Source organism: Cellulomonas sp. (genome assembly GCF_965229465.1).
Classification (GTDB): Bacteria; Actinomycetota; Actinomycetes; order Actinomycetales; family Cellulomonadaceae; genus Cellulomonas.
Map to the genome: position 1 here is coordinate 60,464 of NZ_OZ245882.1, position 12,039 is coordinate 72,502.

Consider the following 12,039-nt stretch of genomic DNA (forward strand, 5'->3'; position numbering starts at 1 on the left):
CGGCGTTCAACGCCAGAGGGCCCCTCGGTTCGAGGAGCCCTCTGGTCGGGGTGCGTCAGGCGCCGACGAGGTGCTGCGCCAGGTAGCCGGTGACCTTGTCCAGGGCAACGCGCTCCTGCGTCATGTCGTCGCGGTGCCGGATGGTGACGGCCTGGTCGTCGAGCGTGTCGAAGTCGACCGTGATGCAGAACGGGGTGCCGATCTCGTCCTGGCGGCGGTAGCGGCGACCGATGGCGCCGGCGTCGTCGAAGTCGACGTTCCAGTTCTTGCGGAGCTCGGCGGACAGGTCGCGGGCCTTCGGCGAGAGCGACTCGTTGCGGGACAGCGGCAGGACCGCGGCCTTGACCGGTGCCAGGCGCGGGTCGAGCTTGAGCACGACGCGGGTGTCGACGCCGCCCTTGGTGTTGGGCGCCTCGTCCTCGCTGTACGACTCGACGAGGAATGCCATGAGCGAGCGCGTCAGACCGGCTGCCGGCTCGATGACGTACGGCACGTACCGGGTGTTCGTCGCCTGGTCGAAGTACGACAGGTCCTGCCCGGAGTGCTCGGTGTGCGTCTTGAGGTCGAAGTCGGTGCGGTTGGCGATGCCCTCGAGCTCGCCCCACTCGCTGCCCTGGAACCCGAAGCGGTACTCGATGTCGACGGTCCGCTTGGAGTAGTGCGACAGCTTCTCGGCCGGGTGCTCGTAGTGCCGCAGGTTCTCGCGCGCGATGCCCAGGTCCGTGTACCAGTCGGTGCGCTGGTCGATCCAGTACTGGTGCCACGTCTCGTCGGTGCCGGGCTCGACGAAGAACTCCATCTCCATCTGCTCGAACTCGCGCGTGCGGAAGATGAAGTTGCCGGGGGTGATCTCGTTGCGGAAGGACTTGCCGATCTGGCCGATGCCGAACGGCGGCTTCTTGCGGCTCGTCGTGCTGACGTTCGCGAAGTTCACGAAGATGCCCTGCGCGGTCTCGGGCCGCAGGTAGTGCAGGCCGGACTCGTCCTCGACGGGGCCGAGGTAGGTCTTGAGCATCATGTTGAAGTCGCGGGGCTCGGTCCACTGGCCGCGGGTGCCGCAGTTGGGGCACGCGATGTCCGCCAGGCCGTTCTCGGGGGCGCGGCCCTTCTTCTCCTCGAACTCCTCGAGCATGTGGTCCTCGCGGAACCGCTTGTGGCAGTTCAGGCACTCCGTCAGCGGGTCGGTGAAGACGCCCACGTGGCCGGAGGCGACCCACACCTGGCGGGGCAGGATGACTGACGAGTCGAGACCGACGATGTCGTCGCGGCTGGTCACCATCGTGCGCCACCACTGGCGCTTGATGTTCTCCTTGAGCTCCACGCCCAGCGGTCCGTAGTCCCACGCCGACCGGGTACCTCCGTAGATCTCGCCGCTCGGGAAGACGAACCCGCGCCGCTTGGCGAGGGAGACGACGGCGTCCAGGCGAGAGGGTGCAGCCACGATCGATCACTCCAGGGTGGTGGCGCCCGCGGCTGGGTGTCGCGGGCGGGTGGACCGCGACCGTGAAGGCCGCGGCGAGAGGATGAGCAGCCAAGGCTACCCGTCGGCGGCGGACGCCGTTTTGACAACCGTTCTCGTCTAACTGAGAATGATCGTCATGTCCAGCGCGCGCCGCCCTCGAGCCCTGCTCGCCGTCCTGCCGCTCCTGCTGGCCGGGTGCGCGAGCCAGCCGGCCGTCGCCGAGGGCACCGTCGACGTGATGGCGTCGTTCTACCCGCTCCAGCTCGTCGCCGAGCAGGTGGGCGGCGACCGGGTGACCGTGCGGTCGCTCACACCCCCGGGCGCCGAACCGCACGACGTCGAGCTCTCCCCCGCGCAGGTGTCCCGGATCGACGGCGCCGACCTCGTGGTCGTCCTGTCGGGATTCCAGGCCGCCGTCGACGACGCGCTCGCCCAGACCTCCCCCGCCCACGTGGTGGACGCGGCCTCCGACACCACGCTGGTGCCCGCGGAGCACGAGGACGAGTCGGCGGACGAGCACGAGGAGCACGAGCACGGCGCACTCGACCCGCACTTCTGGCTCGACCCGAGCCGGATGCCCGCGGTCGTCGACGACGTCGCGGCGACGCTGACGGAGATCGACCCCGAGGGCGCGGACCTGTACGCGGCCAACGCGGCCGCGCTCACCCAGCGGTTCGAGGACCTCGACGCCGCCTACGCCGCCGGGCTCCAGCAGTGCGACGTGCGGACCTTCGTCACCTCGCACGAGGCATTCGGCTACCTCGCGGACCGGTACGACCTGCGGCAGGTGGGGATCTCGGGCATCGACCCGGAGGCCGAGCCGTCCCCCGCCCGGCTGGCCGCGGTCGAGCAGATCGTGCGCGAGCAGGACGTGAGCACGATCTTCTTCGAGAGCCTGGTCAGCCCCAAGGTGGCCGAGACGCTCGCCGGCGACCTCGGCATCTCCAGCGCCGTGCTCGACCCCATCGAGGGCCTCGCGGACCCCGACGCCGACTACTTCTCGGTCGCCACGGCGAACCTCGCCGCCCTGCGCATGGCATTGTCCTGCTCGTGAGTATCCCCGTGATCGAGGCGACCGGCCTCGGCGTGACGCTCGGTGGTCAACCGATCCTCGACGGGATCGACCTGGCCGTCCCGGCGGGCGAGGTCCTCGCACTGCTCGGCGCCAACGGCTCCGGCAAGTCGACCCTGGTGCGCACCCTGCTCGGCGTGGTGCCCCGCACCTCCGGCGACGTCCGGCTCTTCGGGGCGCCCCTGGGTCCGTCCGCGCCGTGGCACCGCATCGGGTACGTGCCGCAGCGCCTGCCCGCCGCCGCGGGTGTCCCGGCGACCGCGTACGAGGTGGTCTCGTCCGGCCTGCTGCACGGTCGCACGCTGCGCCCACCGCGGGGGCACAAGCGTCGCGCGCTCGCCGCACTGGACGACGTCGGCCTGGGCGACAGGGCGTTCCAGCGCGTGCAGGAGATGTCCGGCGGCCAGCAGCAGCGCGTCCTGATCGCCCGCGCCCTCGTCCGCAATCCCGACCTGCTGGTGCTCGACGAGCCGACGTCGGGCATCGACATCCCCACCCAGGCGACGTTCGTGGACACCGTCGGTCGTCTGCACGACGCCGGCACCACCGTGGTGGTGATCCTGCACGAGCTCGGCCCCTTCGCCCCGCTGATCGACCGCGCGGTCGTGCTCCGGCACGGACGCGTGGCGCACGACGGTCCCCCGCCGCGTGCCCGCGACGAGCACGCCGGCGAGTGGCACGACCACACGCACGCCCACCCCGACCCCGAGCCGCCGCGCACCGGGCCGTCCCTGTCCGTGGAGGTGAACCCGTGACCGTGTGGGACCAGGTGGTCGAGCTGCTCAGCTCGCCGCTCATGCAGCGGGCGCTCCTCGCGGCGATCCTCGTCGGCGCGGCCGCCCCCGTGGTCGGCACGTTCCTCGTGCAGCGCCGGATGGCCCTCATGGGCGACGGCATCGGGCACGTCGCGCTCACGGGCGTGGCGCTCGGCTGGCTGGTCGGCAGCTGGGCCGGCCTGGTGCCGCAGGACACGCTCGCCCTGCCCGGGGCGGTCGTCGCGGCCGTCGTCGGGTCGATCGTCATCGAGCTGGTGCGCGAGCGCGGTCGGACCAGTGGGGACCTCGCCCTCGCGCTCATGTTCTACGGCGGCATCGCGGGTGGCGTCCTGCTCATCAAGCTGGCCGGCGGCACCAACGCGAACCTCATCAGCTACCTGTTCGGCTCCATCTCGACGGTGTCCTCCGCCGACCTGTGGTGGACGGTCGGACTGGCGGTCCTCGTGCTCGCCGTCGGCGTCGGCCTGCGCACCGCGCTGTTCGCGGTGAGCCACGACGAGGAGTTCGCCCGGGCCAGCGGGCTGCCCGTGCGGCTGCTGTCGATGCTCGTCGCCACCATCGCCGCCCTGACGGTGACCATCGCGATGCGCGTGGTCGGCCTGCTGCTGGTCAGCGCGCTGATGATCGTGCCGGTGGCGATCGCGCAGCTGTTCGCCCGGTCGTTCGGCCGCACCATGATGCTGGCCAGCGTGATCGGGGTCGTGGTCAGCATCTCGGGACTGGTCCTCACCTACTGGCAGGACATCCCGCCCGGCGCGACCATCGTCGTGCTCGCCATCCTCGTGTACGCCGTCGCGGCCACCTTCCAGCCGTTCCTGCGCCGACCCGCGCCGCCGCGCGACCCCCACCCGGACATGGTCGACGACGTGCTGCTGGTGGACGACGTGACCGACGACGGCCCGCTCAGGCGCCCCACGCCGACGGCCTAGGATCGAGCCGTGGACCCCCGCGACGCCTACCACCTCGGCAGTGTGCCGCTCGGGGTCGCCGTCGCCGGGCTGTTCGTCATCGTGATGGCCCGGTCGCACGCCACCTACTGGGCCGGGCGCGGTGTCGTGCGCGGAGCGCAGGCGGTCGACGAGCACGAGGGGGCGCCCAGCTGGTGGCACGCCTCCGTCCGGCGGCTCGAGTCGTGGTCCGGCACCCCGAGCGCGCAGCGCGGGCTCGACCTGGTGCGGCGCTGGGGACCGGTCGCGGTCACGCTGGCGTACCTGACGGTCGGTCTGCAGACCGCCGTGATCGCGGCCGCCGGCCTGGTCAAGATGCCGTACCTGCGGTTCGCGATCGCGTCGGTCCCCGGGGCGATCGCGTGGGCGGTCATCTGGGCGACCATCGGCTTCGGCGCGCTCTGGGCCGCTCTCGCCCTGTTCGCCCGGTCACCGTGGGCGCTCGCCGCAGTGGTCGTCCTGGTGGTCGTCGCCGTCGGCTGGTCGGTCCGGCGCCGTACGCGCGTGCGCGTTCAGGCCGAGGTCTGACCCGGCCGGTCCACGGCCCCGCCGTACCGCCGGTCCCGTCGCGCGTACGTCTCGACGGCGCGCCACAGGTGCCGGCGGTCCACGTCGGGCCACGGCTCGTCGAGGAACACGAGCTCCGCGTACGCGGCCTGCCAGATCATGAAGTTCGAGATCCGCTGCTCGCCCGAGGACCGCAGGAACAGGTCGACGTCCGGCAGGTCGGGCTCGTCCAGGTAGCGCGCGAACAGCTTCTCGTTCACCTTGTCCGGCTTCACGCGGCCGGCCGCGACCTCCCGGGCGATCGCCTGCGCGGCGTCGGCGATCTCCGCGCGCCCGCCGTAGTTCACGCACATGGTCAGGGTCACCGTGGAGTTGCCCCTGGTGAGCTCCTCGGCCGTCTCCAGCTCGTTGATGACCGACCGCCACAGCTTGGGGCGCCGACCTGCCCACCGGACGCGGACGCCCCACGAGTTCATCAGGTCCCGCCGGCGCCGCAGCACGTCCCGGTTGAAGCCCATGAGGAAGCGCACCTCGTCGGGCGACCGCGACCAGTTCTCGGTGGAGAACGCGTACGCGGACACGTACTCGACTCCCACCTCGATCGCTCCGGCGACGACGTCGAGCAGCGAGGCCTCCCCCGCGGCGTGACCGGCCGTGCGCGGCAGCCCGCGCGCGTTGGCCCACCGACCGTTGCCGTCCATGACGACCGCGACGTGCCGGGGGACGAACTCCTTGGGGATCGCGGGAGCACGTTCGCCGCTGGGGTGCGGCGGGGGTGGGACCGGCATTCAGACCCTCTCGACCATCGGCAGCGAGCGCAGCTGGCGCTCGAGGTAGAACTGGCAGAACGCGGCGACCAGGCCGTTGCCCTCGCCGCGGTGCCGCTCGGCGCTCGCGTCGGCGACGCCCCAGTCTCCCGCGAGCAGCGACGCGAGGAGCTCGAACGTCTCGGGGGCCGGCGCGGCCGCACCGGGCGGTCGGCACGCCCGGCAGACGGCACCACCGGACGCCACCGCGAAGGCCGAGTGCGGCCCCGGCTCCCCGCAGCGGGCGCAGTCGGTGAAGCTGGGCGCCCAACCGGCCACCGCGAGCGCCCGCAGCAGGTAGGAGTCGAGCACCAGACCGGGTGCGTGGTCCCGGGCGGCCAGCGCCTTCACGGCACCGACCAGCAGCCAGTACTGCTGGAGGGACGGCTCGCGCTCGGCCTCGACCAGCTTGTCCGCGGTCTCGAGCATCACCGTGCCGGCGGTGTAGAGCGTGTAGTCCTCGCAGATCCGGCGCCCGAACGCGCCGAGCGTCTCGGCCTGCGTGACGATGTCGAGGTTGCGGCCCGTGCTCAGCTGGAGGTCGACGTACATGAACGGCTCGAGGCGGGAGCCGAACCTCGACGACGTGCGGCGCACGCCCTTGCCGACCGCACGGACCTTCCCGTGCGACCGGGTCAGGAGGGTGACGATGCGGTCGGCCTCCCCCAGCTTGTGGGTGCGCAGGACGATCGCCTCGTCGCGGTAGAGGCTCACCGCGCCATTGTCCCCCGGGCCGCCCACACCGGAGCCCTGGACACGCGCCGCGGGTGCGACCATCGGGCGTGCGACTGCGACCGACGGCCCTGGTGATGACCGCCCTCGCTCTGGCCGCGTGCACGCCCGCCGCCGTCGAGCCCCTGCCGGTCGGTGTCGCCGACTACCAGCTCGGACAGGCGTACCCACCGGCGCAGGACGTCACCGTCGTCGTGCGCGACTCGACGGCCACCCCGGAGCCGGGCGTGTACTCGGTCTGCTACGTCAACGCGTTCCAGACCCAGCCCGACGAGTCCGTCGACCCCGACCTGCTGCTGGAGGCCGACCCGGCCTGGCCCGACGAGTTCCTGCTCGACACCGCGCAGCGCGGCGCCCTCACTGACCGGGCAGACGGGCTCCTGGCACGATGCGACGACGCCGGTTTCGACGCCGTGGAGCTGGACAACCTCGACTCCTGGACCCGCTCGGGCGGGCAGCTCGACCGGGCCGACACCCTGGCGATCGCCGCAGAGATCGCCGACGCCGCGCACGGGCTCGGCCTCGCGGTCGGCCAGAAGAACACCCCGGAGCTCACTGCCGACGAGGTGGCGGAGATCGGGTTCGACTTCGCGATCGCCGAGGAGTGCCACGAGTTCGACGAGTGCGCGGCCTACGCGGACCTGTACGGCAGCCAGGTCATCGACGTCGAGTACACCGGATCACTGGCCGACATCTGTGCCGACCCCGACCGGCCGACCATGACGATCCTGCGCGACAGGGACCTGACCGCCCCGGGGTCACCGGAGCACGTGTCGGAGCACTGCTGACCCGGGGAGGGGCGCTCGTCGGGATTGCCGAGCGCGCCCCTCCCCGGGCACACCGTCCAGCGGGATCGACCGCGCGGACGGTGGCTCTGGGTGGGTGCGGTCAGCGCTCGTGCCGGTTGACGGCCGAGATGATCGCCTTCAGGGAGGCGGTGGTGATGGACGGGTCGATGCCGACGCCCCACAGGATCTCGTCGCCGATCGCGCACTCGACGTACGCCGCCGCGGTGGCGTCACCGCCCGACGACAGCGCGTGCTCGGCGTAGTCCAGGACCGCGACATCCACCCCGAGGGTCTTGACCGCGGCGACGAACGCCGCGACCGGCCCGTTGCCCGAGCCCTGCAGCGTGCGGGGCACGCCGCGGTCGACGAGGTCGACCTCCAGGGTGTCCGGCCCGTCCTCGACGCTGGTGCCGCGCGTGCCGCGCAGCGAGAACCGGCCCCACGGCGCGAACGGGCTGCCGGGCTCCACCGGCAGGTACTCGTCGTTGAAGATGTGCCACAGCTCGTCGGCCGTGACCTCGGTGCCGTGCTGGTCGGTGTGCCGCTGCACCACCTGAGAGAACTCGATCTGGAGCCTGCGGGGCAGGTCCAGGTCCTTCTCGGACTTCATCAGGTAGCTGATGCCGCCCTTCCCGGACTGGGAGTTCACGCGGATGATCGCCTCGTACGACCGGCCCACGTCCTTCGGGTCGATCGGCAGGTACGGGACCGCCCAGACCACGTCGTCGATGGTCTTGCCCTGGCGCTCCGCGGAGATCTCCAGCGCGCCCAGGCCCTTCTTGATCGCGTCCTGGTGCGAGCCGGAGAAGGCGGTGAACACCAGGTCCCCGCCGTACGGGTGGCGCTCGTTGACCGGCAGCTGGTTGCAGCGCTCGACGGTGCGGCGGATGTGGTCGATGTCGGAGAAGTCCAGCTGCGGGTCCACGCCCTGGCTGAACAGGTTCATGCCGAGGGTGACCAGGCAGACGTTCCCGGTGCGCTCGCCGTTGCCGAACAGGCAGCCCTCGATGCGGTCCGCGCCGGCCAGGTAGCCCAGCTCCGCGGCGGCGACGGCGGTGCCGCGGTCGTTGTGCGGGTGCAGCGACAGGACGACGCTCTCGCGGTAGCGCAGGTTGCGGCTCATCCACTCGATCGAGTCGGCGTAGACGTTCGGGGTCGCCATCTCGACGGTGGCCGGCAGGTTGATGATCACCTTGCGGTCCGGCGTCGGCTCCAGCACCTCCAGGACCGCGTTGCACACGCGCAGCGCGAACTCGAGCTCGGTCCCGGTGTACGACTCCGGGGAGTACTCGTAGTAGACGTCGGTGTCCGGGACCAGCTCCTCGTACTTCCGGCAGAACCGGGCGCCCGACACGGCGATGTCGACGATGCCGTCCTCGTCCGTGCGGAACACCACCTCGCGCTGGAGCGTGGAGGTCGAGTTGTACAGGTGCACGATCGCCTGCTTGGCGCCGGCGATCGCCTCGTACGTGCGCTCGATCAGGTGCTCGCGTGCCTGCGTCAGCACCTGGATGACGACGTCGTCCGGGATGCGGTTCTCCTCGATGAGCATCCGCACGAAGTCGAAGTCGGTCTGCGAGGCGGACGGGAAGCCCACCTCGATCTCCTTGAAGCCCATCTGCACCAGCAGCTCGAACATCTCGAGCTTGCGGGCGGGGTTCATCGGCTCGATCAGCGCCTGGTTGCCGTCCCGCAGGTCGACCGCGCACCAGCGGGGCGCCGTGGTGACGCGGTTGTCCGGCCAGCGGCGGTCGGGCAGGTCCACGCGGATCTGCTCGTGGAACGGGCGGTACTTGTGCACCGGCATCGACGACGGCTGCTGTGCGCTCGTCTCCAGATAGGTCATGGTCTTCTCGTCCTTCGGGCGGTTCGGCGGGGAGTCAGCCGGCACACACGACACCGCGACGAGGATGCGGCCTAGAGGGCCCCGTCGCGGCAGCGAAGAAGGAGGGTGACTGCGAGCACGAACTCACCGTACCCCCCCGGGCCGGACGTTCCGCAACTCCGTCCGTCCCCGTCTCACCGCAGCGTCCTCATCGCAGCGCCACCAGGACGTCGTCGCCGAGCGCGTACAGGTGCACGCCGATCCGCACCACCTGCGCCGTGCCGCCCGGCAGCGGAGCCCGCCACACGGTCTCCCCGTCGTCGAGCGAGATCGCGGTCAGCCCCGGGACGCCCGCGGCCACGTCGTGCTCCACCACGACGTGCCTGCCGTCCGAGAACGTGCGCCCGAGCGACGTGCCGAAGTCCCGACGCCACACCTGGTCGCCCGTCGCCGCCTCCAGCCCCACCAGGACCCCCGCCCCGCGCAGCACCACGCGGCCCGACACGTCGACGGCGACCACGGGGGCCGGCATGAGGGCGCGCCAGGCGGCCTCCGTGCTCCCCGGCCGGTAGGCCCGCACGCGACCCCCGAGAGGTCCGCCGGACAGCCCGCTCGCCGCGAACACCAAGCCGGACCTGCCGTCGCTCACGCCCGGTTCGACGAGCACCCCGCGGACCGTCTGCCAGGGTTCGCCCCGCCCGGTCGAGAGCTCGGACACCGCGTCGACGCCGGCGTTCGGCAGCCGGTACCGGGTGCGCACCAGCGTGCCGTCCTCGAGCAGCCGCACCTGCTCGCCGCGCGCGGCCCGCGGCAGCCGCTCCCCCGTCGCGGCGTCGAGCAGCAGCGTCACGTCGTTGCCGGCCGCCATCACCAGCTCCGCGGCCGCGACCAGCACGATGCGCCCGTTGCCCGCGGACTGGAAGGTGGACCACCGCTGCGTCTCCCAGCGGGCCACACCGGTGGACGGGTCGAACCGACGCACCGTGAGCATGCCCCGCGCGTACGTCGCGACGACGAGGTCCGACCCTGCCTGAGCGGTCGCCACGGCCCAGCCGGGGAGCTCGCTGCGGGCCAGAACGGCGCCCGACACCGGGTCGAGGAGCAGCAGGGTAGACGTCTCGTCCTCCGGGTCGGGGCCGCGGTCCGAGGGCGGCACCGGACCCACCACGCAGGCGAGCCGCGCGTCCAGCTCCCGGCAGAGCACCCGTTCCGGGGCAGGCCGGGCGTCGAGCGGCACCGACCACCGCTGCGCGCCGGAGACCACGTCGAGACCGATCAGGCCACGGTCGGCCGGCCCCGTGCCGGAGACCGCGACGACGACGTCCCCGGCCAGGACCGGCGCGACCGACCCGTCGACGACCGCGGACCAGCGCACCTGCGGCGCCGAGTCGAGCACGCGCACCGCCTCCGCGAACGGCGCGGGTCCGAGCACCGCGGCACGCTCGCGGTCGTTGACCCAGCGCGGCGTGGCGACGACCACCGTGACCAGGACCGCGGTCACGAGGACGGCGACGACGGGGGCCAGCACCGGGCGCCCCGCGGCCCACGCGGCCAGCCGCACCGAGGCGGCGCGCAGCCGCTGCGGACCCGACGGGACCCGCTCGTCGCGCTGCGCGTCGTCGTCCAGCCCCACGCGCTGCATCGGAGGCCGCAGGCCACCCGTGACCATGACGCTCAGCCGTAGACGGTCAGGGTGTTCTCGGTGCGCACGACGAGGGTGCCGCCGATGGCGTCGACCCGCCGGACGCCCTCGGGCAGCGGCACGGACCAGTACCGGACACCGTCGTCGAGCCCACGGCCCCACAGCTCGGGTGCGCCGTTCGGCGACGTGCCCGGCCCGAGGACCAGCGTCCCGTCGGACAACGGGTTCCACGGCAGGACGACACCCGTGTCCACGTCCCAGAGCACCCTGCCGTCGGCGGCGTCCAGCACGCCGTACGTGCTCGCACCGGACACCACGAGCCGGTCCGCGACCAGCAGCCGCGGGTCGAGCGTGGTCCGGGTCCGCCACCGTTCGTCGCCCGTCGTCACGTCGAGCGCGGCGATCTCCGGGCCCTCGTCGACCACCAGGCTGTCGGCGCGCGACCCGTCGTCGGCGGACAGGTCGACAGGCAGCCCCTTCAACGCGTACGACGCGGTCCCGTCGACGGAGCGCACGCGCCCCCCGCCCACCGGTGCCCACGTGGCGAACCGGTCTCCGAGCGCGGCCACCTGGAGGCCGCTGAACCGCGCGCTGGTCATGATCGTGCGACCGTCCCCGACGTCGAGGACGATGGTCGACCCGCCCTCCAGCACGACCAGCGGCGGAAGCACGCGCATCGACGCCGAGATGACGGTCGCGGCCTGCTCCATCACGTTCGGGGTGACCATCGACCAGATCACGTCTCCCGTGCGTCCGTCGCGCCGCTGCACCACCAGGTGAGCGTCGGCGTCGAGGGTGCCGACCACCAGGTCGTCGTCGACCCGGTCGATCCCCACGATCGCGCCGCGGACGTCCCACGAGCCGAGACGTGCGCCGTCCGTCGAGGACAGCGGCACGACCGCGATGCGCGGCGGCTCCTGGATCGAGGAGTCGTCGGAGTACAGCACGCGGGGTTGCTGGACCAGGCACAGGACGAGCCCGCCGACGTCCTCGCGCAGTGCGGGGCACGTCGCGGCCGTCGACTCGAACCCGGCGCGTGACGACGGCGCCACCTCCGTCGCCCAGCGCACCGCGCCCGAGGCCGGGTCGTGCGCCGTGACCGTCCACGCATCCACCCCCGCGGTGAGCACCACGAGGGCACCGTCGGCGGCGAGGACCGTACCCGGCAGCGTCGAGCCGGACGTCTCCCACCGCGGCCCCGGAGCCGAGTCGAGCGGGTGCACGAGGCCCGGGACGGCGGCGATCCGCGCGACGAACGCCCGGTCCCTGGCGGACGTGACCACGCCCGCGACGACGACGCCGAGCACGACGACCACCGCCACGGGCCACCAGCGGCGCAGCGCACGGCGGGTAGATGCTCGGTCGTCCAGCACGGGGACCGGGGGCACCGGGTTGTCCTGGACGCGCGACGGAGGCGTCGCGGTCGGGGCGTCCTCGACCTCGACGAGCTGCATCCGTGCAGCAAGGCGCCGGTCCGCCATG

At 72.5% G+C, this 12,039-nt stretch carries 11 protein-coding genes; 5 read left to right on the forward strand and 6 right to left on the reverse strand.

What is annotated here, in order from left to right; genetic code table 11:
• Positions 1-55 precede the first annotated feature (55 nt).
• Entirely contained in the window at positions 56-1,441 is a 1,386-nt protein-coding gene (locus ACO06A_RS00320; protein ID WP_421734188.1) for a glycine--tRNA ligase, read from the reverse strand.
• Positions 1,442-1,598: 157 nt separating this feature from the next.
• Here ACO06A_RS00320 and ACO06A_RS00325 point away from each other — a divergent pair, with 157 nt between their 5' ends.
• From ACO06A_RS00325 to ACO06A_RS00340, 4 genes are read left to right on the forward strand one after another with little or no spacing between them, the layout of a single operon-like run.
• Positions 1,599-2,516, forward strand: coding sequence for a metal ABC transporter substrate-binding protein (locus ACO06A_RS00325; RefSeq protein ID WP_421734189.1), 918 nt, complete (start codon positions 1,599-1,601; stop codon positions 2,514-2,516).
• A 2-nt stretch (positions 2,517-2,518) separates the two neighbouring features.
• A complete protein-coding gene (locus ACO06A_RS00330) occupies positions 2,519-3,289 on the forward strand; it encodes a metal ABC transporter ATP-binding protein (RefSeq protein ID WP_421736111.1) in 771 nt (256 codons plus the stop codon).
• Between the two features lie 41 nt (positions 3,290-3,330).
• A complete protein-coding gene (locus ACO06A_RS00335; RefSeq protein WP_421736112.1) occupies positions 3,331-4,239 on the forward strand; it encodes a metal ABC transporter permease in 909 nt (302 codons plus the stop codon).
• A 9-nt stretch (positions 4,240-4,248) separates the two neighbouring features.
• Positions 4,249-4,785, forward strand: coding sequence for a DedA family protein (locus ACO06A_RS00340; RefSeq protein WP_421734190.1), 537 nt, complete (start codon positions 4,249-4,251; stop codon positions 4,783-4,785).
• On the opposite strand, the gene ACO06A_RS00345 is transcribed toward ACO06A_RS00340, so the two are convergent.
• Together ACO06A_RS00345 and recO are read right to left on the reverse strand one after the other, a co-directional pair.
• Positions 4,770-5,552, reverse strand: a complete 783-nt coding sequence (locus tag ACO06A_RS00345) for an isoprenyl transferase (RefSeq protein ID WP_421734191.1) — start codon at positions 5,550-5,552, stop codon at positions 4,770-4,772. The genes ACO06A_RS00340 and ACO06A_RS00345 overlap by 16 nt on opposite strands.
• Positions 5,553-6,284 carry a DNA repair protein RecO gene (recO, locus tag ACO06A_RS00350; protein ID WP_421734192.1) on the reverse strand — a complete coding sequence of 244 codons (732 nt, stop codon included), beginning with the start codon at positions 6,282-6,284 and terminating at the stop codon, positions 5,553-5,555. It lies immediately after the preceding gene.
• A gap of 68 nt (positions 6,285-6,352) precedes the next feature.
• Here recO and ACO06A_RS00355 point away from each other — a divergent pair, with 68 nt between their 5' ends.
• Positions 6,353-7,090, forward strand: coding sequence for an endo alpha-1,4 polygalactosaminidase (locus ACO06A_RS00355; protein WP_421734193.1), 738 nt, complete (start codon positions 6,353-6,355; stop codon positions 7,088-7,090).
• Positions 7,091-7,190: 100 nt separating this feature from the next.
• Here the strand turns inward: ACO06A_RS00355 and leuA are convergent, their stop codons facing one another.
• From leuA to ACO06A_RS00370, 3 genes are all read right to left on the reverse strand, one after another.
• On the reverse strand, positions 7,191-8,936 hold the full coding sequence (gene leuA, locus ACO06A_RS00360; RefSeq protein WP_421734194.1) for a 2-isopropylmalate synthase: 1,746 nt from the start codon (positions 8,934-8,936) through the stop codon (positions 7,191-7,193).
• Between the two features lie 187 nt (positions 8,937-9,123).
• The gene (locus tag ACO06A_RS00365) at positions 9,124-10,548 is read right to left on the reverse strand and encodes a PQQ-binding-like beta-propeller repeat protein (RefSeq protein WP_421734195.1); all 1,425 of its coding nucleotides are present in this window, start codon (positions 10,546-10,548) and stop codon (positions 9,124-9,126) included.
• A 41-nt stretch (positions 10,549-10,589) separates the two neighbouring features.
• The gene (locus ACO06A_RS00370) at positions 10,590-12,038 is read right to left on the reverse strand and encodes a PQQ-binding-like beta-propeller repeat protein (protein WP_421734196.1); all 1,449 of its coding nucleotides are present in this window, start codon (positions 12,036-12,038) and stop codon (positions 10,590-10,592) included.
• Between the last annotated feature and the right edge of the window lies 1 nt (position 12,039).